The following is a 22,064-nucleotide window of genomic DNA, read 5'->3' on the forward strand; positions in this document are numbered from 1 at the left end:
TCGCTCCTCCGTTATGGGCCTGGGCCGTGCTGACCGGTCAGGCTACCTCGCGCGTGGTGAGCGCCTGCACGTCGGCTGCGTTCAGCGCCTTGCCGCCGATCGCCCAATCGCCACCCTCGAACTCCTTGATGCGCACCCAGGTGACGTTGCGCAGGCTCTCGCCTTCGACTTCGAGCATGGCGCGGGTGACCTTGGCGATGAGGTCCTGCTTCTGCTGCGGGGTGAACACGTTCCTGATGACGTCGATGGTGACCAGGGGCATGGCGGTTCTCCGGTGTGGGGCCGGCACCGTGCCGGCCGTGGAACGCACTTCATCACGCGCGGGCCGGGCATGCTTGAAGAACGCCTGGAGAAAACCGGGAGGTTCGTGGAACACGGCCGCCCTGCCTTATGCTGCGCGCATGATCTACCGATTCGATGCCTTCGAGTTGGATCTGGCGAAGTTCGAACTTCGCGCCGAAGGCCAGGTGCGGCCGGTGGAACCGCAGGTGTTCGCACTGCTGGCGCTGCTGGTCGGCAACCGCGAGCGGCTGGTGACCAGGGACGAGATCATCGAGAAGGTCTGGGACGGGCGCATCGTGTCCGACGCGGCCATCGCCAGCCGTGTGAAGTCTGCCCGCCAGGCCCTGGGGGACGACGGTACCCGCCAGCGCTTCATCAGGACCGTACATCGCCAGGGGTTCCGCTTCGTGGCGGAGGCCAAGGTGGTGGGGAGCGCGGCGACGCAGGACGCCACGCCTCCGGCCGAGCACGCATCACGGCCGTCCGTGGCGGTACTGCCGTTCCGCCTGCTTGGCGAGGCGGGACCCTATGCGGCGATCGCCGACGCCCTGCCGCACGAACTGATCGCGGAATTGGCGCGGTTGCGGTGGCTGTTCGTGACCGCCCGGGGATCGTCGTTCCGGCTGCGCGGGGCCGACGCCGACGCGGCGGGCATCGGCGGCCTGCTTGGCGTGCGCTATTACCTGGCGGGTACCGTCGAGGTGGCCGGCGCACGGCTCGTCGTGACGGTGCAACTGATCGACACGCGCGACGGCGGCATCGTCTGGGCCGAACGTTTCGCCGGGGCCGTCGACGACGTGCACCAGGTGCGCGAGGACATCCGCGCGCGGATCTTGTCCGCGCTGGAGATCCACATACCGATGCACGAGGCGGTACGGGCACGCCTGGCGACGACCGGCAACCTCGATGCCTGGTCGGCCTACCACCTCGGCCTGCAGCACATGTACCGATTCAATCGCACCGACAATGAGTCGGCGGCGGCGTTGTTCCGGCAGTCGTTGACCGAGGATCCGGGCTTTGCGCGTGCGCACGCGGGGCTGTCGTTCGTCCATTTCCAGACGGCGTTCATGCACTACACCGACGATCGCGCCGGCGCGATCGCGCTGTGCCGGCGCTTCGCGACGCGCGCCCTGGAACTGGATCCGATCGACCCGTTCGCCAACTTCGCGATGGGGCGCAGCTTCTGGCTCGACGGCGATCTGGACAGCAGCCTGGCCTGGCTGGAGCGCACGACCTCCATCAGCCCGCACTACGCACAGGGCATCTACGCCCGCGCCTGGACCGAAACCCTCGCCGGACGCGCTGCGGAGGGGCGTGGCCACGCCGACCTGGCGATGCGGCTGAGTCCGCTCGATCCGCTCTACTACGGCATGCTCGGAACCCGTGCCTTCAGCCACATGGTGGACGGCGACGATGCCCAGGCCGCCACCTGGGCCGGGCGGGCGGCGCGCGCGCCCGGGGCGCACGTACTCATTGCAATGATCGCGGCCGCCGCCCACGCCCTGGCCGGCGACGCCACCCGAGCCCGGGCGTGGGCCGCCCAGGTCCGCGCCCGCAACCCGGCGCTGACGCGGGACGACTTCTTCCGCGCGTTTCCGATGCAATCGGCCTCGCTGAGGGAACGGCTGTCCACGGCGCTGGCGCGGCTCGGGTTCTAGGTACATCCATCGGACCGCGATCACCTCCTGCGGGAGCCGGTGGCCGCCTCCGCCTCAAAGGCGAGCTTCCGTATCGGACGTAGTGGCGTTCCGTGCCCGTCTGCGGCCCCGTGCCGCGAGCCGCCTCGTCGAAGACGACCACGTACGAGCGCGTTGACTGCCCCGCACGTCAGGCCAGCCTCAGGATGACGCTTCCGCGGACTCCGCCGGCACGCGCCGATGAGGCACGAAGATCGCAATCATGCCGGTGGCGGTGAACATCAGCGATGCCGCCACGGCGAAGGCAGCGCCGTCGAAGCCGCGGGCGGCGCCCCACGCCAGCGATTGCGATGCGAGGAGCGGGCCGAGCACGGCCGCCACCGAGTTCATACTGCCGATGCCGCCTTGCAGTGCGCCTTGCCGGCTGGCGTCGACCATGCGCGACAGCAACCCGTTCATGCACGGGTAGACGAGGGCGCCCAGCGCGCCGACCAGAAAGAACACGTATACCTGCCAGCCCCGGGTGGTGAAGGCGTAGGCCAGCAGGCAGGCACCCGCGCAGGCCAGGCCGGCGATGGCGGTGCGGCGCTCGCCGAGGCGATCCACCACGCGGCGGGTCACCGCCAACTGCACGATCACGGTGAGGAAGCCGACCCAGGCCAGGCTCCAGCCGATCGCCGTGGCGTCCCAACCGAAACGGATCGAGGCCCAGAACGCCCAGGTGGACGGATACACCACGCCGCCGAGCTGCCACAGGAACCAGGCCAGCAGCAGCGGCGTGGCGTTGCCGGCATGGAACAGCGGGCGGAACGCGCCGATCACGTGTGCGTCGCGCAGGCGGAAGGGCCGGCGATGCGAGGGATCCAACGTTTCGGGCAGCAGCCAGGTCATCGCGATGGCGTTCAGCGCGGCGAGCGCGGCGGCCACAACGAACGGTGCCCTCGTGCCGAACGAGGCGACCAGCCCGCCCAGCGCCGGCCCAATGACGAAGCCGACACCGAAGGCGGCACCGAGGAGCCCATACACCGCCGCGCGCTTCTGGGGTGGCGTGACGTCGGCGATCACGGCACCGGCGGGACCGAACGTGGCGCCGGTGACTCCGGCGATCGCGCGGCCCACGAACAGCCAGGTCAGCGTCGGTGCGGCGGCCATCAGAAGGTAGTCGAAACTGAAGCCCAGCATCGCGGCGATCAGCACCGGGCGCCGGCCGAAGCGGTCGCCCAAGTGGCCCAAGGCCGGGCCGGCGAAGAATTGCGCGACCGCGAACACCGCCAGCATCCAGCCCGCCACGCGGGTAGCCTCGTCCAGCTGCATGCGGCCCAGTTGCGTGACGAGCTCGGGCAGTACCGGCATCACGATGCCGAAGCCGATCACGTCGATGACCATTGCGGCCAGCACGACGGGTATGGCGCGATGATGAACGCGGAGGGTCGTCATGAGTTTTGGGGGGAGCGTGGCGGGGAGGGGCGGCACTGTGCCCGCATGCTGCCCGTCAGGCAACAGGCCGCGACCTCCAAAGGCCCAGCGTGATCGCACGACCGGCATCCGGCGGAAAGGAGCGACCCGCCGGCCCCGGGGCCGGCCGCGCTGGGCCGTCACCCGCGCCGTGCGGCCTCGATCGCGGCGATGTCGATTCGGGTCATGCCCATCATCGCGTCGAACGCGCGCTTGGCGGCGGCACCGTCCGGATCGGTGACGGCGTCGATCAGGGCGCGCGGCGTGATCTGCCAGGACAGGCCCCACTTGTCCTTGCACCAGCCGCAGGCGCTGGCCTGGCCACCGTTGTCGACGATGGCGTTCCACAGGCGGTCGGTTTCGGCCTGGTCGTCGGTCGCCACCTGGAACGAGAAGGCCTCGGTGTGCGGGAAGGCCGGCCCGCCGTTCAACCCCAGGCAGGGGATGCCCATGATCGTGAACTCGACCATCAGCACGTCGCCCTGCTTGCCGTCGGGATAGTCGCCAGGCGCACGATGGACGGCACCCACGGCGCTGTCCGGGAAGGTTTCGGCGTAGAACGTGGCGGCATCCAGGGCGGTGCCGTCGTACCAGAGACAGACCGTGTTCTTGCTGACCATCGCGTTTCTCCTGTCCAGGGCGGGAGGATGCCCTTCCTTGCTTCGACGCGCGAGGAAGGGGCGGATCGACACGGCGCCGCCCGCCATGGGCCGCCGATGTACGATCCGGCCCGGGACGGCCGCCGCGCTGCGTGCCGGTTGCCGGTCAGTAGAAGCGGATGCCCGGCCTCAGCACGAGCTGGAAGAACAGCAGCAACGCCACGACGGCGACGAGCGGGTAGGCCAGCGGCCAGGCAGTCGCGGCGCCTCGGGCGGTGACCTTGCGCACGCGCCAGGCTCCGGCCTGGATCCAGGGAATGCCAGGCAGGATCACGAGCAACGGTACCAGGGCCACCTCCAGCATCTCGCGCGGCATGCGGAACGGGATGACGAGCACGCTGCCCAGCAGCGCGGGCAGGGCCACCGCCTCGAGCACGAAGCGCGTACGCGCGCGCGGGTGTGCCACGGCCTCGGCCGAGTTCGCGGTCTCGAGCGCGGGCCGGCAGAGCTGCAACGCAAGGAGCGGCATCAGGCCCAGCACGAGGAGCGCCGCGCCCAGGCGCCCGGAGGTGCCGAGCTGCAGGTAACCCATCGCCATGCCGAGGTCGCTGGCTGGGCTCAGTGCCCCGATGACCACCTGCGGCAACGCCATGAAGCAGCCGCAATAAGCCATCCACAGCAGGAACAGCCGCGCGCCGTTGGATCGCCACCGCGGCCGGTGCAGCAGCCACAGGCAGAACAGGCCGACCAGCAGGGTTGCCGACGCCCCGGTGCCCTGGAACAGGGCCGCGAGCGGATTCGTGCCCTCCCAGCTGTGGTTGTTGTGGTACAGGGTCGGGCGCAGGCCGGGCGTGAGCGCCTTGGGCAGCACAAGGAACAGTTCCTGGATGAAGAACGTCAGGTTGAAGGCGAGGACGTAGAGCAGGGTGGAGGCCGCAATCAGGCGCCAGCCCGGGCCAGGCGGCGCGGGCTTGACCTCCGTGGAGCGATCGGATGCGAGGGCGGCGAACCCGAGGATCAGCGGGCCGACGACGATGGTCGAGGTGGCGATCGCGAGGACGAGTACCGGTCCGGCCGTCATTTTTCCAGGCTTCCGAAGGATCGGACGAACAGGGTGGCGGTCCATGGCCGCACTGTCGATAGGTCTTCTGTCCCATCCGCCGCCCCCCCGCACCGGAGGAGGCCCGCGGCCCGTGCCGTTCCGGAGGCCGGGTACGGCGGCAGCCGGCGCATACGCCAACCGGAGTATTCATAACGCTCACCGTGCGCGCGCATGCTGCGCTCCCCAGATGCGGCGGGGATCCCTCGGAGCACAGGCCTATGAATATCAAGCGCGCGCTCGGCATCGTCCTGCCGACCCTTCTGGTCACCTTGTTCGCGGCGGCGCCGGCGCTTGCCGGCGCCGTGGTGACCTACACGGGGCAGGGCTTCATCTACGACGGCACGACCTACAACCTCAACGACGAACGCTGTGGCCTCACCGGGCAGGACGACGCCAACGACGGCGGCACTGGCCAGTTTGCCGACTGGCACGGCCCGGGACAGCCGTACCAGACCGGCGACGCCTACCTCGTCTGGGTGCTGACCGCCAATGGCGCGACCTCCGCCACGCTCAGCCTGCCGGACAAGACCGTGCAGATGGTCAAGGTCGGCGGCACGTTCAAGTACGCCAGCACCTACTACCCCTACCAGACCCTGGTCGCCACTCCGGTCACCGCCGCCTACACGGGCAACGCCAAGGGCAACGTCCAGCTGGTGGTGAGCCACGGCTGCAAGCCGCTGGAGACCCAGGGCGCCTGGTGCTCGCCCGGCTTCTGGCGCAACGCTTCGCAGGGCGCATGGGACCTGATCGGCGTGGACAAATACGCCGCCTTCAACGACACGGTGGTCCCGGGCTTCTACATCACGCCCTCGCCCGCCGAGCCGACCCTGTTCCAGGTGCTGACCACGCCCAACGCCAACACGTTCGGCGCGGCTGCCGCGCCGTACGGACTGAACGCGTTCAACGCCACGGGCGCCTACCTCACCGATCAGATCCCGTTGTTCCGCTTCGATCCGGCGCTGGTGGGCAACGAGACGGCGTGCCCGATCGACAACCACGGCAACTACAAGATCCCGCACTGAGGCCCTGCGAATGGAGCCCGGGCCGCTCGCGACCGCGAGGGCCCGGGCTCATGCCGTTGGAGAACACGATGCGGCCAGGGCAGGGCAGTACGCAACGGAACGGCTGCCGCGATCGGCGGCTTCAGCCGGCCTCCACCCGCTGTTTCAATGCCTGCGCCTCCTGCTGCAGGTAGCGGCGCGCGAGATCGCCGTAGACCATGCCCAGCACGCTGCCGAGCAATCCCCGGAAGGCGAAGGACAGCTGCACCCGCACCGCCTGATGTCCCTCGGGCGCGACGCGGTGGTCGGCCACCATGGTCATGCCGGGTGACCTGGCGCGCCACTCGAACCGTCGGCCGGACTCGAGCGCGGTCACGGTCCAGATCGCGGGACGTAGCCGCGGTTGCTCGATGCGGTAGCGCCTGCCCACTGCCAGCGGCCCTCCATCCAGGGCCTGGGCCCGGCTCACCGTCGGCAGCCATTGCGGCCAGGCGTCCACGCTGCAGAGCAGGCGCCAGACGCCGTCCGCGGGGGCCTCGATCGTCGTGCTTGCTTCGTACCTCGGCATGGTCTTCCTTGCGCGTATCTTGTGGGGGTGTCTCGGCGAGGGTCTCGGTCATGAACCGCTTCATTCTGCCGCTGGCGTGCCTGCTGTGCGCCGGTGTCGCCTGGGCCGGGGTACCGGCCGATGGCGCAGTGGCCCGGCTACCTCACGTCGCCTTCCCGGCGCCGCACCGGGTCGCGTCCGGGCGCCTGCAGGCGGGCGACGTCCCCGTGCTGAAGCGGGCCGGCATCCGCCAGGTGATCGACCTCAGCCTCGACAGCGAGACGCCCGGCTTCGACGAAGCCGCGGCCCTGCGCGCTGCCGGGATCGTCTACCACAACCTCCCGATCCGCGGGCCCGCGGACCTGACCCGCGCCAACGTCGCGCGGTTCGACCACCTGCTTGGCGATGCGGGTACGCAGCGGACGCTGGTGCATTGCGCCAGCAGCAACCGGGTCGGCGCCCTGGTCGCCCTGCGTGCGGCGTGGCTGCAGGATCGACCCGTTGAAGCCGCGATCGAGGAAGGCCGCCGCTGGGGCCTGAAGAGCCTGGAGCCGGCGGTGCGCGCGCGGCTGCACGCCTCGACCGGCCAGGCTGCGCCACGGCCGGCATCCTGAAGTGGTCTGCCGCCGCTGCCCTGGATCCCTCGCTTCCGATATCCCGCAGGCGTCCCCGTGCCCGAACATCCGGCGGCTTCCGGGAGGCACGCGCGGGGGCCGTGCCCGGGTGCTATGGTCCGCAAGGGAAGGTGCGCCGCGCATCGGGCACCGACAAGGGGTTTGGGGGGCCGCATGCGGTATCTGGGAAGGGCATTGATCGTCGCGTGCCTGGTGCTGGTGGGCGGGTGCGACCACGCGGGCCGGTTGAAGGCAGTCAGTTCACCGGCCGAGGAAAAGCTGGCCACGCATTACATCGACCTGCTGCGGGCGCACCGCTACGGGCAAATCGAGCAGGACATGGATCGGGCCCTGCAGACGCCGGCGCTGCACGAGCAGGTCGTGGCGATGGCCCGCATCCTGCCGGCACCGGCGCCGCTGTCAGTGAAGCTGGTCGGGGTGACCACGTTCGAAGGCAGTGGGCTCCGCCAGAGCAACCACACGTTCGAATACCAATACCCGGACCGATGGCTGCTGATCAACGTTGCCGTGCAGAGGAAGGACGGCGCCGCCACGATCGTCGGCTTCCACGTGCAGCAGCTCACGAGCTCGCTGGAGGAGGCCAACCGCTTCCGGCTCGCCGGCAAGAGCCCGCTGCATTACCTGGTGCTGACCGGGGCCGTGCTCGTGCCGCTGCTCTGCCTGTTCGCGCTGGTGGCGTGTATCCGCACGCCGCTTCCGCACAGGAAATGGCTGTGGATCCTGTTCATCCTGCTCGGCGTGTGCAGCCTGTCGATCAACTGGACGACCGGGGAATGGCGCTTCCTGCCGGTCTCCTTCCAACTGTTCGGTGCGGCCGCCTTCCAGCCCGCTTATGGTCCCTGGACCGTTTCGGTGTCCCTGCCGCTCGGTGCCATCTGGTTCCTGGCCAGGAGGAAGCGTTTCCGCGAGCAGGCCGGAGAGGCCGGAGTTCCGCCCGAACTGCCGGGCATTGCGTGATGTGCCGGGCAGCAGGCTCGCTGAGGGGAGTGCGGTTGATCGTTGGCGTGTTGTCAGGGGCGATGCACGTCGAAACCTGCACGTGCACCTGCCTGCCGATGGCTTGAAATTCTGCGACCTTTCCACGAACAGGGAGGGCACACCATGGGTGCCGTTTGGTTCCGTTCCGTACTGATGGCCTGCGCATGGGTGCCGGCCGGCATCGCGCTGCAACCGGCCGTGGCGCAGACGGCGCCGGCTTCCGCCCGCACCGCGGCGAGTGCGCCCGGGCTACCGGCGGCGCGGCCGGCCGACGTGGCCTCGATGGATGCGATCCTGGGGGCGCTGTACGACGTGATCTCCGGTCCGAAGGGCCAGAAGCGCGACTGGGACCGGCTGCGCTCGCTGTTCGTCCCTGGGGCGCGGCTGATCCCGGTGCATGCCGGCAAGGACGGGATCGTCCAGGCCCGCGTGCTGAGCGTGGAGGACTACATCCGCCTCGGCGCACCGCTGCTGGAGAAGGAGGGCTTCTTCGAACGCGAGGTGCACCGCACGGTGGACCGCTACGGCCACATCGCCCAGGTCTTCAGCACCTACGAGTCGCGCCATGCCGCGAACGATGCCAAGCCGTTCCAGCGCGGCATCAACAGCATCCAGTTGCTGTTCGACGGGCACCGCTGGTGGGTGGTGACGATCTACTGGCAGGGCGAGCGGCCGGACCTGCCGATTCCGGAGCAGTACGGCGGCTGATACGGTTGCCGGGCGATCGACGGCACCCGTTGCGAGGACAGGGGCAGGTCATGGCAGACCACCGATGGATCGGTCGTTGGCGGGCGGCGCTGGCAGTGCTGGTACTCGTCTTTGCGCTGGACGTGCGCGACCTCGCCGAACGCGTGGGCTTGTCCGTCCCGGGCTTTCCCTTCCCGTTCGGCGGGGCGGCGATGGACAACCTGCTGGCGGTACTCGTGGCGGTCGCCGTGGCGGCCTGGCTGGGGCGCGATCGCGCGTGGCTGGCGCGACAGCGGGGCCTGGCGTGGAACGGCATGGCCGGGCCGGCACTGGTGCTGCTGGCGACCCTCCCGACCTGGGGCGTGCTGGGCTGGCAGGGCGGGCTGTCGCGGGACTTCGGGTGGATTCCGCTGTTCTGGCTGTCGCTCGTGTTTCCGTTGGCCGAGGAACTGGCCTTACTGGCCCTGCACGTCTCGCTCAACGCCTCGTGGAACGTGCTCGCGGTCGCTTCGGGCAACGCCGCGGGCGGGTGGCTGGCCGTTGGCGTTCGCCTGTTCAGCGCGGTGCCTGCGATCGGGCTGCTCTGGCTCCGGCACCGGCGTGCGACCCGGAGCGGATGGGACGGTGCCCACTCCGTGGGAGAGTGCGAAGGCGCCTGACCCGTGGCCGCAGGGCGAGCATCCGTTGCTCGCGTGGCGAAGCCGCCCGAAGGAGCGTCCCTGGGAGGCGGCGGGTCAGCCGCCGTCGCGCGGCACGATGGAGATGGTGCCGTCGTTCTCCACCACGGCGTGCTTGATGTCTTCCATGCGTTCCAGGCCGTGTGTGGCACGCGCCGCGGTCAGCACCTCGGCCTCTTCCACCCGCATCCTGTCGCCCACCTCCCTGTCCCACACGCCGTCGCGCACCACGCGCACCGGCAGGCCTTCCAGCCAGCGGCTCGCGGCCTTCGAACGGTGCTTGATGACCGACAGCACGACGCTGAGCCCCACCAGGGTCATGATCAGCAACAGCGCGTTGGTGACCGAGTGGTCGCTGTCCACCATGGCCTGCTGGGTGGTTTCCGAGATGATCAGCAGCAGCACCAGTTCGAACGGCGACGTCTGCGCCAGCGTGCGCTTGCCGGCGATGCGGAAGATCAGAAACAGGAACGCGTAGACGACGACACCGCGGATGACCGATTCCATGGCTGCCTCAGGGATAGACGATCTGGTCGATGACCAGGGGAGCGGCGCCGTCGGCGGTGACGCGCCCGCGCACGTGGCCGAACGTGGTCGGCTGATACTGGAACTGGATGCGCCCCGGCGCCTTGCCCGTGGCGTCCATGGCGAACACGAATTCGGTGTAGCCGGGGCCCGAGCGCGTTTCGGTGGGCTCGGGCACGATCGATTTCATCTCGACTTCCTCCAGCAGTGCATCGTCGAAACGCAGACGCAGCTCGCCGTGACGCACCAGCAAAGGTGAGACGACGAAGCGGTATTGGCTCGGCGCGCTCGAGCGCTGCAGGTGGTCGTACTGCACCGACAGCGTGCCGGGTTCGCCGGCCCGGGCCCGGCTCAGCGGGCCGTAGCCGAGCAGGCCCAGCAATCCGGCTGCCAGCAGCGCGGCCATTGCGACCCAGCCGATGCGCTCGGCCCGCCATTCGAAGTACTGGTGATCGCGATCCTCTTCGATCTGCAGGCGCTGGTCGTTCGTTTGCACGCTGTGGACGTCCGATCCCGGGCGGTTCTTGATACGACCCGAAACGCGTGCATCACGTGAACACACACGCGGGATGGACGCTGGATTCGGCGGGTGCTTGCTTACATAGCAGAGCCATGTATAGTGACGCCACTGGCGCGTGCGCCAGGCTCCGGCAGGGAGGAGCAGCGGATGCGCCCACGGACGAGACGACACTGGCGATGGGTCGTGCTCGGCATGGCAGCCGTGCTGGCGGCGGCGGCCCTGACCGCCTGGCGGTCTGCGATCCATCACAACCGGCAGGTGGCCTTCGAGCCCTTCCCCATCGCAGGCAACCTGTATTACGTCGGCACGCCCGACGTCACCGCCTTCCTCCTGACCGGGCCGCAGGGGCACGTGCTGATCGACGGCGGCTATCCGGAGTCCGCGGCCGGGATCATGGCGAACATCGCCAGGCTCGGATTCCGCATCACCGACGTGAAGGTGCTGCTCAACACGCATGCGCACGAGGACCACGCCGGCGGACTGGCGGCGCTGCAGAAGGCCTCGGGGGCGCAGCTGTGGATCAGCCGGGGCGATGCCCGCGTGGTCGCCGCGGGCGGCGTCGGCGACCCCACGCTCGGGCCCTTCCGCTTGCTCGCGTACCTCGGCCTGACCGGCTACCCGGCCCCGCGTATCGACCACCGCTTCGACGATGGTGCGACGGTCCGCCTCGGTCCGATCGAGCTCACGGCGCACGCCACCCCCGGCCATACCCCCGGCTGCACCTCGTGGTCGTTCCCCGTGCGCGACGGCGCACGCCGATGGCTGGCCGTGGACGTGTGCAGCCTGACCGTGCTGCCATTCGACTATCCCGGCCGCCAGGCCGGCTTCGAGCGGAGCTTCCGCACACTGCGCAGCCTTCCGGCCGAGCTCTTCCTGGGCTCCCACGCGAGCTTCTTCGGCATGCAGCGCAAGCTGGCGCAGCGTGCGAAGGCCACCGACCCGGTGGCGCCCTTCATCGACCGGGCGGGCTACCTGCGCTACGTCGACCGCGCCGAGGCCACCTTTCGACGGGACGTGGCGAAGCGCGGCGATCGCTGAGGTGGCCCGATGCGGCGGTACCGGCCTGCGGCCGCCGCAGCCTGACCGCCAGTGATACGCTGCGCCCGCCGGGCGCACCCGGGCGGCCATCCGATGCCCGGCGCCTTCATCGCACGACCGACACAGGGGCAAGGGAATGAACGCGACACGCACGTCCACACTCATCACCACGGCGAGCGCCATCGTCCTCGGCGCCGGGGGCATCGCGCTCTTGTTCGCCTCCGACGTGCTGCTGCCGCACGTGCTCCCGGGCATGGCTGCCGGAGCCACCGTACTCGGGCAACTGGTGTCGGCCGGATGGCTCGCCGTGGCCTGGCTCAACTGGAACCAGCGACGCATCGTCGTCGGCGGCATTTACGGTCGGCCGACCGTGCTGGCCAACCTGGGCCTGTACCTGGTCAGCGCCTTCAGCCTGGCCCATGCGGCGAAGGCGAACGGCGCGCCGCCGGTGCTCGGCGGGCTCGCCCTGCTGTTCGGCGCCTTCGCGCTGCTCTACGGGATGCTGCTGCTGCGCGGCCCGTTCGGCGCCGACGCGGCGGCACCCGTGAGAGGTAGCTGAGCCACCCGTTGCGCCGGCGCTTCACGCCCGCGTACCCGCGGCAGAGCGGATAGAACGCCAGCACGATGCCTGCCCGCAGCAGACAGATGGCGGGCAGGCCCAGGTCCCAGCCCGGCGGCGCGGTGAACGGAAAATGGCCCAGGTCCGGCGAGCGGGACAGGCCGTCAGCGTCGCCGTAGCGGAGGTACGCCTCGGCCACCGCCAGCAGGTGGATGGCGTAGAAGCGCAGCACGTAGAGTGGCACCTTGCCGTAGGCCAGCGCAGGGCACAGCCACGCGGGCGTGCGTGCATCGAACGCGCGCAGCAGGAGCAGCGACGGCCCCGGCGTCATCAGCAGGTACAGCAGCGAGGGCGGGTATTTCCGGGTGCCGAGGAACGATGGCAGCATCCACAGGGGCGAGTGCTGCTGGGACCGTGGCATCGGGTCGCCGTAGACGTTCAGCAGGCCCAGCCGCACGAAGGCGAGGCAGAGCCCCACAGGCCCAGCCGCAGCAGCAGCGCCTGGCGGCGCCTCCGGGTGTCACGGGAATTCGGGCGCGTGGACGATAACCGAAAAAAGGACGCCGCCTCACCCGCGGGTCGGCTCGACCGGCGCCCGCCCGGCGCCGTCCGACCCGCCCGGCGGCATGCGCAGCACCGGCGAAGGCGGGCGCAGTACGAACTCCCGCTGCACGTGCGCGAACAGCGAGCGCTGGCCGCCGAACGGGAGTCGCGCGATCGCCTCGGGGAAGGACAGCCAGGCGTGGTCGTCGTGCTCGGCGTCGAGGCGCACTGCGGCATCGGCGTCGACGAAGGCGACGAAGGCGGGGACCACGGCGATGCACTCCTCGGTCGCGTCGTAGTAGGTCTCGCAGCGGTCGGCCGAGTACAGCGCGGTGGGACGCAGGCCGGTTTCCTCAGCCAGCTCGCGCGCCGCGGTCTGCCACGCCTTCTCGCCGGGCTCGATGTGCCCGGCGGCATAGACCCACAGGCCGTGCAGGTGCGCCCTGGCCCGGCGCAGCAGCAGCGTGCGGGCGGCCTCGCCGGCGCCGCGCACCGTTACCACCGACACCATCGTGCAACGCGTGGGGATGCCCTGCATGCGTCGTCTCCAGAAGACGGGTGGGGCGAGCGTACGCGCCCGCGGGCCTCTGCGCGACGGCCGCTGTCGCGGGTGATCCACCTCGCCGCCCGCTGCGCCGGTGTCGAAACCGGGCAGGTGCGCCCGTCGAGGGGGAAAGGCATCCTTTCATTCCCACGCGACGAGGTCACATCATGGGTACCGTCAAACTGCACCGTGTGCTGCGCACCACGCCGGAGCGCCTGTACCGCGCCTTCCTCGATCCCGACGCCCTGGCCAAGTGGCTGCCGCCGCACGGCTTCACCGGCAAGGTGCACCACATGGACGCCAGGGAGGGCGGCAGTTACCGGATGTCGTTCACCAACTTCTCGACCGGCAAGAGCCACACCTTCGGCGGCACCTACCTGGAGCTGCGCCCGGACGAGCGCCTGCGCTACACGGACGCCTTCGACGACCCGAATCTGGCCGGCCGGATGACCACCACGGTCAGCCTGGCCAAGGTGTCCTGCGGGACCGAGCTGACCGTGGTGCAGGAGGGCATCCCCGACGCGATCCCCACCGAGGCCTGCTATCTCGGCTGGCAGGAATCGCTCGCGCTGCTGGCCAGCCTGGTCGAGGCCGAGATTCCCGACTGAGTCCGGTGCCGGGGACGGCAACTCAGCCGCCCAGGCGGTTGATCGTCGCGTTCTCCACCACGGCCGGTGGTGCCGGTTCGCGCGCCAGCGCGAGCATGGCGCGGCCGACGCGGGCGGTAGTGGTCGTGTAACGCGGCATCAGGCGCACGGCCAGCGTCAGTGCCGGCGCACCGAGCCGGTAAAGCAGGTCGAGCCCGTGGTGCGGCGAGTGCACGCCATCCACGGGCTGGATGCCACCCGGCCGGAGCATGATCGTGGTGATGGGCAGGGCGGCCAGCGCCCGTTCGGTCTCACCCTTGACCCGCAGCGCCATGACACGGCTGCGCGGATCGGCATGGGCGCCGGAGACGTACAGGAACCGGCCGCCCGGGTTCCCTTGCGCGAAGGCCCCGGCCACGTTGAGCGTGAGGGTCAGCGTGACGTGTCGATAGGTCGGCTCGGGCGTGCCCAGTGGTGGCGCGCCGGCGCAGTAGAAACAGGCGTCGAACGGCGCGAGACGCTCGCGCACGGGCCCGAGGTCGGCGAAGTCGGGACAGAGCAGCTCGTCCAGCCTGGGGTCGCGTACGCCGGTAGGGTGGCGGCCGAGCGCCGCCACCCGTTCTAGGTCCGGCGCCTGCAGGCACTCGCGCAGGACGCCCTGGCCGACCAGTCCGGTGGCGCCGGTGACGAGGATGCGCATCGTCCGTCTCCGCTGACGGACGGAGCCTAGCGCGGCCGGTGTCGGTGCGGGGTGTGCGTGCGCGTGCCGGAGCCGGACGTGCTCGATCCGCCCGAGCGGGCGGCCGGCCACCGCAGGGCGCGGTGCGGGCACGGCCTCGACCGGACGAATGCCGGTTGAGGCCGGCTGTTGCCGGGCCTACGGTGAGGGCGCGCCGCATGCCTCGGTGTCGAGCCAGCGGATGTTCACGTGCTCCAGCTCGTCCGGGTCGAGGTTGCGGGCGTTGATGCCCAGCCGCTCGTCGCCACGGCCTTCGAGCGGCTCCCAGTGGGTGACGCAGCCGCAGCGGCGACAGCGCACGAAGGCGAGCGTGCGCTCGCTTCCGACGTAGCTCTCCATGCTGTCGGGTGGGGCGGTGACCTGCACCGCACCGAGCGGGTAATACGCCCACAATGCGCCGTAACGGCGGCAGATCGCGCAGCTGCAGTAGGCCACCTCGTCGGGAAGCGGCGGCACGTCCAGCCGGACGGTCCCGCAATGGCAGGCGGCGATGGGCATCAGGACCTCCCGGTGCATCAATGCAGACAGGATCGGCCCGGGGGCGCTTTTATTGAGCGCCCGGCGGCCTGCAGGGGCGCCTTTTGCGTACCGGTACGCAAAAACCGGCCTGCCGCACGGGCGCCGGCACCCGCGCGCGGGCGCGCTCATGCACCCGCCACGGTGCTTTCGCATGCCGTTGCCGCGGCCGCGGGCAATATGCCGGGACGTTCTCGAGTCCATCGGCACTCGCAACGACCAGGAGGCGGCTGTGAAGCACTTGATCAAGCTCGCCACCGCTTTTGCGGCGGGGGCGATCACCATGTACATGCTCGACCCGGTGGCCGGGCGCCGGCGCCGCGCGCTGGCGCGCGACAAGGCGGTGTCCGCGGGTCACGAGGTGGAGGATTACGCGCGCGGCAAGGTGCGGCACGCGGCCGACCGCCTGCACGGCGCGGCGGCACAGATGCAGGCACGCATGCGTGACGAACCCGTGGACGACGAGCAACTGCAGGACCGGATCCGCTCTCAGCTCGGCCATCTCGTGGCGCAACCGGGCAAGGTGGAGGTCCACGTCGAGAACGGGGTGGTCACGCTGAGCGGTTCGGCCAAGCTGAGCGAGGTCGACCAGCTGGTGGCGTCCGTGGCCGGCATGCTGGGCGTGGAGAGCGTCGACAACCGGCTCGCCGTGGGCCATGCGCAGGCCAGCCAGACCCAGCACTGAGCGTCGCTCAGCGTGCCCCGCGGCCGGGTCTGGACCGGTCGGGGCGCGGAGCCGCCGGCGAGGCAGGACGCGCGCGCCGTTGCGTCGCGGCGGCCAGCCGCAACAGGCGGCGGAAACGGGGGCAAGCCAGGTGGTCCGGCGCAGGGCAGGCGGCTGCGTGGCGCAGGCCATCGCGCAGGGCGGCCAGCCGCCGGATGGTGTGCTCCAGCGCGTCCGCCCGCGCCGCCAGTTGCTGCCGGTCGATCCGCGGCCGGCCGTCGGGGGCGAACACGCCGGCGATCTCCTCCAGCGTGAAACCCGCGGTCCGCCCCAGCGCGATCAGCGACAGGCGCTCGAGTACGCCGGAGTCGAACAACCGGCGCAGGCCATGGCGACCGACCGACGCGATCAGGCCCTTCTCCTCGTAATAGCGCAGCGTCGAGGCCGGGAGGCCCGAGCGCCGAGCCACCTCGGCGATGTCCAGCGCCTTCATGCTTGACCTCAAGTCGACTTGAATTCGTAGGCTGTCCCAACCGCAGCGACGACGCAAGCCGAGGACAGCATGAAAGACGCACACGCGCAGCCACGTACCGAACGGGGTCTCCGGGACGATGCTCGCCGGGAGGCGCACCGCCATGGCTGACTGGATCGAGTTCCCCTTGCGCGCCCTGGCGATCGGCGTCGGCGCGACCGCCGTCATGGACGGCTGGACGCTGCTCCAGAAGCACCTGCTCGGCGTGGTCCCGCTGGACTACGCGATGGTCGGACGCTGGCTCGGCCACCTGGCGCGCGGCCGCGTCCGCCACGACGCCATCGCCACCGCCGCGCCCGTCGCCGGCGAGCGCCTGATCGGCTGGCTGGCCCATTACGCGATCGGCGTGGCCTTCGCCGGCCTGCTGCTGGCCCTGTGCGGTACGGACTGGGCCCGCCATCCGTCGCCCGGGCCGGCCTTGGCGATCGGCCTGGCCACGGTGGCGGCTCCTTTCCTCATCCTGCAACCGGCGCTGGGCGCCGGCATCGCCGCCTCGCGCACGCCGCGGCCCAACCGGGCGCGGTTGCGCAGCCTGACCACGCACCTGGTCTTCGGCCTGGGGCTCTACCTCGCCGCCGAGGCGCTGCGGTGGCTGGGCTAGGCTTGCGCCTCGACCAGTGTCCTGAGCCGCGCGAGTCGCGCATCCCACTGGCGGGAAACCCAGTCGATGTACCGCCGCACGTCCTCGATCGGTGCGGGGTCCAGCGCGAACAGCCGTTCGCGCCCGGCGCGTTCCTGCCGCACGATGCGCGCGCCTTCGAGCACGCGCAGGTGCTTGGTGATGGCCTGCCGGCTCACCGGGTGGCCCGCGCTGAGCTGGGCGATGGAGCGGCGCGAGCCGTCGCTCAGCGCGTTCACCAGCGCGAGCCGGGTGGAATCGCCCAGCGCGGCGAACACGTTGGCGGCCTGTGCCGTGCGCGGTGGACGGGCACGGGCGGTGGCGGTCATGCCGCCGGTTCCCCGAGATGGCGGCGGATGTTGCGCATCTGCTCGGCCCAGCCGCCTTCGTTGGCGCGGAAGGCCTCTGCGCGACGGTGCGCCGGAATGCGGTCGAAGCCCGATTCAGTGACCGTGAGCAGGGTGCCGCCGCCGTCGAGCGGTTGCAGGCGGAACTCGACCAGCGTCTGGGGCTCGGCCGAATAGTCCACGTCCGGGTCCACCGGGTAGGGATGCCAGGTCAGCGAGAACAGCCGCTCGGGTTCCATCGCCACGATCGTGGCACGCCAGGCGATGTGCTCGTAGCCCGGGTAGGTGATCTGTCCGGTGCTTTCCTTGCCCGGCTCGAACGGGCCGGCCAGCCGCACGCCGAACCACCGGCCGAACTCCTCGTGGTCGGTCAGCGCGCGCCAGACGCGCGCCACGGGGGCCTTCAGTTCCACCTGCTTCTCGATGCGGTCGCCGGTCATGGGGGACACCTCCTCGGGTGCGCACAGCCTGCGCCCGGCGCCGGGAAAATGCAACTAACCGGTTGCATTTTCCCGGCGACCCGTGCCCGTGGTGCGCGGCCTCAAGCCACGTGCGCTTCCAGCCGGTAGCCGTCCGGGTCGGTGGCGAAGGCCGCGTAGTAGTCCGGGCCGTAGTCCGCGCGCAGGCCCGGGGCACCGTTGTCGGCGCCGCCGTGCGCCAGCGCGGCCGCATGGAAGGCGTCGACGGCGGTGCGGCCGGGCGCCCGCAGGCACAGGTGCAGGCCCGAGCGCGGGTCGGCGGCGACCGGGTGCGCGGTCTGCAGCAGCCACAGCACGACGCCGTCGGCGCCGTAGCCGAGCGAGTCGTCGCAGGTGCTCAGGCGGCGGTAGCCCAGCGGCGCGAGCGCGGCGTCGTAGAAGCGGCGGCTGGCGGCGAGGTCGCGTACGCCCAGGGAGAGGTGGTCGATCATCGGTCGGCTCCTTGCGGGGTGGTGGAAGGGGTGCGGCGGACGGCGAACTCGGCGACGGGCTGCCAGATGCCGTCTTCCCCGCGGCGTTCGCCCAGCCAGCGGAAGCGGTCGGGGGCCCTGTCCAGGAAGCTCCAGCGGGTGCCGGTACCGCTCGCGTCGTTGCCCTCCTGCACGATGGCGTCGCCGTGGCGGCGGCCGAGCTGGCGGTTGTAGTACTGGCGCAGCGGGTCGCTCCACAGGATGTGCCAGGCGTCGAGGCCCGGGTCGTAGACGCGCAGCGTGGTGCCGGCGAAGACGCCCGGCAGGATCCATACGTCCTGGATCGCGCGGCCTTCGAGCACCCAGGCGGCGTGGATCCGCCCGCCCTCGACCGGCGTGGCCCGGCCGTCGAGGACGACGCGGGCGTCGAAGACCCAGTCGCCGACCAGCCAGCCGTAGGTGTCCATGGCATCGGCACGGTCGGCCGCGGGTCCCGGTGCCATCAGTGCGTGGATGAAGCCGTTCATGCGGGTGCCTCGGTTGCGGGAGCCGTCAAGGTAGGCATCGGCGCCACCGGCCGCGTGGGAAAAATTGCTATGTTGCGCGCATGACGATGGCATCGACACGGCTGGCCGCCGGACCCGGGTGGCGGGTGTTCGACGTGCGTTGCTCGGCGGGCCCGCAGGACCCGGTGGCCGAGGAGCGGCACGGCTCGTTCTGCCTCGCCGCGGTGGTCGCCGGCACCTTCCAGTACCGCGCACCCACCGGACAGGCGTTGCTCGCTCCCGGCGCGGTGATGCTCGGCAACCAGGGGCAGTGCTTCGAATGCGGCCACGAGCACGGTCATGGCGATCGCTGCCTGTCGGTGCACTTCGACGCCGCATGCTGGGAGGCGATCGTGGCCGCGGTGCCGGGCGCGCGCAGCGCGACGTTCGCCCTGCCGCGCCTGCCGCCGATGCCCGAGCTGCTGCCGTTCGCCAGCGGGCTGGCCACGCGGACCGACGCGCTGGCGCTGGAGGAGCTCGCCTTCGGCTTCGCCGGCGCCGCGCTGGAAGCGATCACCGGCCAGGCCGGCACCGGCCGGATCCCGGCGCGCGACGAGCGGCGCATCGCCGCCTCGGTGCGGCGCATCGAGCAGGCGCTGGATGCGCCGCTGCCGCTGGCGCGGCTGGCCGCCGACGCGGCGATGAGCCCCTACCACTACCTGCGCACCTTCACCCGCGTGGTCGGCACCACGCCACACCGGTTCGTGCTGCGCGCGCGGCTGGAGCGGGCCGCGCGCTTGCTGCGCAAGTCGCGTGCGTCGGTAGCCGAGGTCGCGCTCGAGGCCGGCTTCGGGGATCTGTCCACCTTCCACGCCAGTTTCCGGCGCTGGCTGGGCACCACGCCGGCGGCCTATCGCGCGGGCGCAACGAACGCATGAGCCATGCCGGCCCGAGGCCGGCCAACGGAGGCAGCGATGGGCAAGGGGCGGCTGGAAGCGTTCAGCGACGGCGTGATCGCGATCATCATCACCATCATGGTGCTGGAGCTGAAGGTGCCGCACGAGGCCACGCCCGCCGCGCTGCTGCCGCTGGTGCCGGTGCTGCTGAGCTACGTGCTCAGCTTCGTCTACGTCGGCATCTACTGGAACAACCACCACCACCTGCTCGCCGCGAGCCGGCTGGTTTCCGGCGCGGCCTTGTGGGCGAACCTGCACCTGCTGTTCTGGCTTTCGCTGTTCCCCTTCGCCACGGCCTGGATGGGCGAGAACCACTTCGCCGGGGCACCCACCGCGGCCTACGGCGGCGTGCTGCTGATGGCGGCGGTGGCGTACCGGGTGCTGCAGCGGACGCTGATCGGCCTGCACGGCAACGACTCGCTGCTCGCGCGCGCCATCGGCAGCGACTGGAAGGGCAAGCTCTCGCCCGTGCTCTACGCACTCGGCATCGTGTCGACACTGCGCGCCGCCTGGTGCGCGCAACTGCTGTACGCGGCGGTGGCGGTGATGTGGCTGGTGCCGGACCGGCGCATCGAGAACACGCTGGGCAGGCAGGGCGGCCCCGGCTAGCCGGGTACCGCCACCGGCCCCGCACCCATGTAGAGCGAGTTTGCCCGCAATGCCTTTGTTCGGAGCGTGAGTCTGCAGGAGGGAGCTTGCTCCCGATGCCTTACCTGGCTTCCCGGGGCGCCAGAGCATCGCGAGCAAGCCCGCTCCTGCAGGGTTTGCGTGCGTTCTTGGTAGAGTCCGGTGTCACCCAAGAACACCGGAGTCCGGATGAGCGTCGCTGCCACGACCGACACCCACGGCCGCCTGCCGCGCCAGATCGGCTACATCATCGGAAACGAGGGCTGCGAGCGCTTCTCCTTCTACGGGATGCGCAACATCCTCACGCCGTTCCTGATCACCAGCCTGTTGCTGTACCTGCCCGAGGGCGAGCGCACGCTGGCGGCGAAGGACGTGTTCCACAGCTTCGTGATCGGCGTGTACTTCTTCCCGCTGCTGGGCGGCTGGCTGGCCGACCGCTTCTTCGGCAAGTACCACACGGTGCTGTGGATGAGCCTGGTGTACTGCCTGGGACACGCCTGCCTGGCGCTGTTCGAGCACCACCGCATCGGATTCTTCGTCGGACTGGGGCTGATCGCGCTGGGCGCGGGCGGCATCAAGCCGCTGGTGGCCTCGTTCGTGGGCGACCAGTTCGACCAGTCGAACAAGCACCTGGCCAAGGTGGTGTTCGATGCCTTCTACTGGATCATCAACTTCGGCTCGTTCTTCGCCTCGTTGCTGATGCCGGTCTTCCTGCACCGCTTCGGCGCGGCGGTGGCCTTCGGCATCCCCGGTGCGCTGATGTTCGTCGCCACGGTGGTGCTGTGGCTGGGGCGGCGCCACTACGTGATGGTGCCGCCGTCACCGCCGGACCCGCATGCGTTCTCGCGCGTGCTGCGCACCGCGCTGCTTCGGCACGCGCCGGGGCAGGCGCGTCCGGGCCTGTGGGTGGCCGTGGCCGGCGTGCTGGCGGCGCTGGGCGCCTTCGTGCTGATGCCCGCGCTCGGCTTCGTGATCGCCGCCTGCCTGGCGCTGGTGGCACTGATCGCCGGCGTCGGCGGCGGCGCCTGGCTGCAGATGGAACGCGCGCGCGGCGTGCATCCGGACGCGGCGGTGGACGGTGCGCGCAACGTGCTGCGCGTGCTGGTGATCTTCGCGCTCACCACGCCGTTCTTCTCGCTGTTCGACCAGAAGGCGTCCACCTGGGTGGTGCAGGGCGGGCGCATGAGCATGCCCGACTGGTTCCACCCGGCGCAGATGCAGGCGCTGAACCCGATGCTGGTGATGCTGCTGATCCCGTTCAACAACCTGGTGCTGTACCCGCTGCTGCGCCGGCGCGGCTACGAGCCCACCGCGCTGCGCCGGATGACTACCGGGATCGCCTTCAGCGGCCTGGCCTGGATCGTGGTGGGCGCGCTGCAGGTGGTGATCGACGGCGGCAACGCGCTGTCGATCGTCTGGCAGGTGTTGCCCTACGCGCTGCTCACCTTCGGCGAGGTGCTGGTCTCGGCCACCGGCCTGGAATTCGCCTACAGCCAGGCGCCCGCCTCGATGAAGGGCGTGGTGATGAGCTTCTGGAACCTCACCACCACCGTCGGCAACCTGTGGGTGCTGCTGGCCAACGCCGCGGTGCGCAACGACGCGGTCACCGGCGCGATCGCCGGCAGCGGTCTCAGCACGGTGGCCTTCCAGATGTTCTTCTTCGCCGCCTTCGCGCTGGTGGCGGCACTGGCGTTCGGCCTGTATGCCCGCCGCTACCGGGAGTGCGACTACTACCGGCCCGGTTGAGTCCGGCGCCTGTCAACGCAAATGCAGG

The 22,064-nt window shown here is 70.6% G+C and carries 29 protein-coding genes; 14 read left to right on the forward strand and 15 right to left on the reverse strand.

All coding sequences use genetic code 11. From position 1 onward, the window contains the following. Positions 1 to 37: 37 nt before the first annotated feature. A complete protein-coding gene (locus WAT24_RS12690) occupies positions 38 to 262 on the reverse strand; it encodes a tautomerase family protein (protein WP_336808257.1) in 225 nt (74 codons plus the stop codon). Between the two features lie 139 nt (positions 263 to 401). On the opposite strand from WAT24_RS12690, the gene WAT24_RS12695 reads away from it, so the two are divergent. Continuing rightward, positions 402 to 1,940, forward strand: a complete 1,539-nt coding sequence (locus WAT24_RS12695) for a winged helix-turn-helix domain-containing tetratricopeptide repeat protein (protein WP_336808258.1) — start codon at positions 402 to 404, stop codon at positions 1,938 to 1,940. Between the two features lie 180 nt (positions 1,941 to 2,120). Here the strand turns inward: WAT24_RS12695 and WAT24_RS12700 are convergent, their stop codons facing one another. The 3 genes from WAT24_RS12700 to WAT24_RS12710 all read right to left on the reverse strand — a co-directional run bounded on the left by WAT24_RS12700 (position 2,121) and on the right by WAT24_RS12710 (position 5,099). Next, positions 2,121 to 3,356: an MFS transporter gene (locus WAT24_RS12700; protein WP_336808259.1), complete on the reverse strand. Its 1,236-nt coding sequence runs from the start codon at positions 3,354 to 3,356 to the stop codon at positions 2,121 to 2,123. A 158-nt stretch (positions 3,357 to 3,514) separates the two neighbouring features. Next, the gene (locus WAT24_RS12705) at positions 3,515 to 3,994 is read right to left on the reverse strand and encodes a VOC family protein (RefSeq protein ID WP_336808260.1); all 480 of its coding nucleotides are present in this window, start codon (positions 3,992 to 3,994) and stop codon (positions 3,515 to 3,517) included. A 145-nt stretch (positions 3,995 to 4,139) separates the two neighbouring features. Then, entirely contained in the window at positions 4,140 to 5,099 is a 960-nt protein-coding gene (locus tag WAT24_RS12710; protein WP_336808261.1) for a hypothetical protein, read from the reverse strand. A gap of 194 nt (positions 5,100 to 5,293) precedes the next feature. Between WAT24_RS12710 and WAT24_RS12715 the strand changes: the two genes are divergently transcribed. Continuing rightward, positions 5,294 to 6,097 carry a hypothetical protein gene (locus tag WAT24_RS12715; protein WP_336808262.1) on the forward strand — a complete coding sequence of 268 codons (804 nt, stop codon included), beginning with the start codon at positions 5,294 to 5,296 and terminating at the stop codon, positions 6,095 to 6,097. 121 nt (positions 6,098 to 6,218) lie between these two features. On the opposite strand, the gene WAT24_RS12720 is transcribed toward WAT24_RS12715, so the two are convergent. After that, complete coding sequence (locus WAT24_RS12720) at positions 6,219 to 6,644, reverse strand: SRPBCC family protein (protein ID WP_336808263.1); 426 nt, start codon at positions 6,642 to 6,644, stop codon at positions 6,219 to 6,221. 50 nt (positions 6,645 to 6,694) lie between these two features. Here WAT24_RS12720 and WAT24_RS12725 point away from each other — a divergent pair, with 50 nt between their 5' ends. The 4 genes from WAT24_RS12725 to WAT24_RS12740 all read left to right on the forward strand — a co-directional run bounded on the left by WAT24_RS12725 (position 6,695) and on the right by WAT24_RS12740 (position 9,582). Beyond that, on the forward strand, positions 6,695 to 7,237 hold the full coding sequence (locus WAT24_RS12725) for a protein tyrosine phosphatase family protein (RefSeq protein WP_336808264.1): 543 nt from the start codon (positions 6,695 to 6,697) through the stop codon (positions 7,235 to 7,237). 162 nt (positions 7,238 to 7,399) lie between these two features. Then, positions 7,400 to 8,215 (forward strand): hypothetical protein, encoded by an 816-nt coding sequence (locus WAT24_RS12730; protein WP_336808265.1) that lies wholly within the window; start codon positions 7,400 to 7,402, stop codon positions 8,213 to 8,215. Between the two features lie 144 nt (positions 8,216 to 8,359). Continuing rightward, a complete protein-coding gene (locus tag WAT24_RS12735; RefSeq protein WP_336808266.1) occupies positions 8,360 to 8,944 on the forward strand; it encodes a hypothetical protein in 585 nt (194 codons plus the stop codon). A gap of 50 nt (positions 8,945 to 8,994) precedes the next feature. Beyond that, positions 8,995 to 9,582 carry a hypothetical protein gene (locus WAT24_RS12740; protein ID WP_336808267.1) on the forward strand — a complete coding sequence of 196 codons (588 nt, stop codon included), beginning with the start codon at positions 8,995 to 8,997 and terminating at the stop codon, positions 9,580 to 9,582. Between the two features lie 75 nt (positions 9,583 to 9,657). On the opposite strand, the gene WAT24_RS12745 is transcribed toward WAT24_RS12740, so the two are convergent. Together WAT24_RS12745 and WAT24_RS12750 are read right to left on the reverse strand one after the other, a co-directional pair. Beyond that, positions 9,658 to 10,107 carry a DUF421 domain-containing protein gene (locus tag WAT24_RS12745; RefSeq protein ID WP_336808268.1) on the reverse strand — a complete coding sequence of 150 codons (450 nt, stop codon included), beginning with the start codon at positions 10,105 to 10,107 and terminating at the stop codon, positions 9,658 to 9,660. Positions 10,108 to 10,114: 7 nt separating this feature from the next. After that, on the reverse strand, positions 10,115 to 10,621 hold the full coding sequence (locus WAT24_RS12750; protein ID WP_336808269.1) for a hypothetical protein: 507 nt from the start codon (positions 10,619 to 10,621) through the stop codon (positions 10,115 to 10,117). A gap of 216 nt (positions 10,622 to 10,837) precedes the next feature. Here WAT24_RS12750 and bla point away from each other — a divergent pair, with 216 nt between their 5' ends. Together bla and WAT24_RS12760 are read left to right on the forward strand one after the other, a co-directional pair. Further along, positions 10,838 to 11,683, forward strand: a complete 846-nt coding sequence (bla, locus tag WAT24_RS12755; RefSeq protein WP_336808270.1) for a subclass B3 metallo-beta-lactamase — start codon at positions 10,838 to 10,840, stop codon at positions 11,681 to 11,683. A 136-nt stretch (positions 11,684 to 11,819) separates the two neighbouring features. Next, the gene (locus tag WAT24_RS12760) at positions 11,820 to 12,242 is read left to right on the forward strand and encodes a hypothetical protein (RefSeq protein WP_336808271.1); all 423 of its coding nucleotides are present in this window, start codon (positions 11,820 to 11,822) and stop codon (positions 12,240 to 12,242) included. Between the two features lie 568 nt (positions 12,243 to 12,810). Here WAT24_RS12760 and WAT24_RS12765 read toward each other — a convergent pair. Beyond that, positions 12,811 to 13,323, reverse strand: a complete 513-nt coding sequence (locus WAT24_RS12765) for an NUDIX hydrolase (RefSeq protein ID WP_336808272.1) — start codon at positions 13,321 to 13,323, stop codon at positions 12,811 to 12,813. Between the two features lie 173 nt (positions 13,324 to 13,496). On the opposite strand from WAT24_RS12765, the gene WAT24_RS12770 reads away from it, so the two are divergent. Further along, on the forward strand, positions 13,497 to 13,937 hold the full coding sequence (locus WAT24_RS12770) for an SRPBCC family protein (protein ID WP_336808273.1): 441 nt from the start codon (positions 13,497 to 13,499) through the stop codon (positions 13,935 to 13,937). A 22-nt stretch (positions 13,938 to 13,959) separates the two neighbouring features. On the opposite strand, the gene WAT24_RS12775 is transcribed toward WAT24_RS12770, so the two are convergent. Together WAT24_RS12775 and WAT24_RS12780 are read right to left on the reverse strand one after the other, a co-directional pair. After that, positions 13,960 to 14,616, reverse strand: a complete 657-nt coding sequence (locus WAT24_RS12775) for an NAD-dependent epimerase/dehydratase family protein (protein ID WP_336808274.1) — start codon at positions 14,614 to 14,616, stop codon at positions 13,960 to 13,962. A 177-nt stretch (positions 14,617 to 14,793) separates the two neighbouring features. Next, positions 14,794 to 15,153, reverse strand: a complete 360-nt coding sequence (locus WAT24_RS12780) for a GFA family protein (protein WP_336808275.1) — start codon at positions 15,151 to 15,153, stop codon at positions 14,794 to 14,796. 250 nt (positions 15,154 to 15,403) lie between these two features. Here WAT24_RS12780 and WAT24_RS12785 point away from each other — a divergent pair, with 250 nt between their 5' ends. Next, on the forward strand, positions 15,404 to 15,856 hold the full coding sequence (locus tag WAT24_RS12785; RefSeq protein WP_336808276.1) for a BON domain-containing protein: 453 nt from the start codon (positions 15,404 to 15,406) through the stop codon (positions 15,854 to 15,856). Positions 15,857 to 15,863: 7 nt separating this feature from the next. On the opposite strand, the gene WAT24_RS12790 is transcribed toward WAT24_RS12785, so the two are convergent. Further along, on the reverse strand, positions 15,864 to 16,328 hold the full coding sequence (locus WAT24_RS12790) for a helix-turn-helix domain-containing protein (protein WP_345786364.1): 465 nt from the start codon (positions 16,326 to 16,328) through the stop codon (positions 15,864 to 15,866). Between the two features lie 142 nt (positions 16,329 to 16,470). Between WAT24_RS12790 and WAT24_RS12795 the strand changes: the two genes are divergently transcribed. After that, a complete protein-coding gene (locus tag WAT24_RS12795; RefSeq protein WP_336808277.1) occupies positions 16,471 to 16,968 on the forward strand; it encodes a DUF2938 domain-containing protein in 498 nt (165 codons plus the stop codon). On the opposite strand, the gene WAT24_RS12800 is transcribed toward WAT24_RS12795, so the two are convergent. From WAT24_RS12800 to WAT24_RS12815, 4 genes are all read right to left on the reverse strand, one after another. Beyond that, the gene (locus tag WAT24_RS12800) at positions 16,965 to 17,315 is read right to left on the reverse strand and encodes an ArsR/SmtB family transcription factor (RefSeq protein ID WP_336808278.1); all 351 of its coding nucleotides are present in this window, start codon (positions 17,313 to 17,315) and stop codon (positions 16,965 to 16,967) included. The genes WAT24_RS12795 and WAT24_RS12800 overlap by 4 nt on opposite strands. Continuing rightward, positions 17,312 to 17,773, reverse strand: a complete 462-nt coding sequence (locus WAT24_RS12805) for an SRPBCC family protein (protein WP_336808279.1) — start codon at positions 17,771 to 17,773, stop codon at positions 17,312 to 17,314. The genes WAT24_RS12800 and WAT24_RS12805 overlap by 4 nt, the downstream gene beginning before the upstream one ends. Positions 17,774 to 17,874: 101 nt before the next feature. Next, on the reverse strand, positions 17,875 to 18,243 hold the full coding sequence (locus WAT24_RS12810; protein ID WP_336808280.1) for a VOC family protein: 369 nt from the start codon (positions 18,241 to 18,243) through the stop codon (positions 17,875 to 17,877). Then, positions 18,240 to 18,749, reverse strand: coding sequence for a hypothetical protein (locus WAT24_RS12815; RefSeq protein WP_336808281.1), 510 nt, complete (start codon positions 18,747 to 18,749; stop codon positions 18,240 to 18,242). The genes WAT24_RS12810 and WAT24_RS12815 overlap by 4 nt, the downstream gene beginning before the upstream one ends. A gap of 80 nt (positions 18,750 to 18,829) precedes the next feature. Here WAT24_RS12815 and WAT24_RS12820 point away from each other — a divergent pair, with 80 nt between their 5' ends. From WAT24_RS12820 to WAT24_RS12830, 3 genes are all read left to right on the forward strand, one after another. Beyond that, the gene (locus WAT24_RS12820; protein WP_336808282.1) at positions 18,830 to 19,645 is read left to right on the forward strand and encodes a helix-turn-helix domain-containing protein; all 816 of its coding nucleotides are present in this window, start codon (positions 18,830 to 18,832) and stop codon (positions 19,643 to 19,645) included. Between the two features lie 36 nt (positions 19,646 to 19,681). Beyond that, complete coding sequence (locus tag WAT24_RS12825; RefSeq protein ID WP_336808283.1) at positions 19,682 to 20,272, forward strand: TMEM175 family protein; 591 nt, start codon at positions 19,682 to 19,684, stop codon at positions 20,270 to 20,272. A gap of 207 nt (positions 20,273 to 20,479) precedes the next feature. After that, positions 20,480 to 22,036, forward strand: coding sequence for a POT-type proton-dependent oligopeptide transporter (locus tag WAT24_RS12830; RefSeq protein ID WP_336808284.1), 1,557 nt, complete (start codon positions 20,480 to 20,482; stop codon positions 22,034 to 22,036). The last annotated feature ends 28 nt before the right edge of the window (positions 22,037 to 22,064 follow it).

The organism is Fulvimonas yonginensis (assembly GCF_037137055.1).
Taxonomy (GTDB): domain Bacteria; phylum Pseudomonadota; class Gammaproteobacteria; order Xanthomonadales; family Rhodanobacteraceae; genus Frateuria_A; species Frateuria_A yonginensis.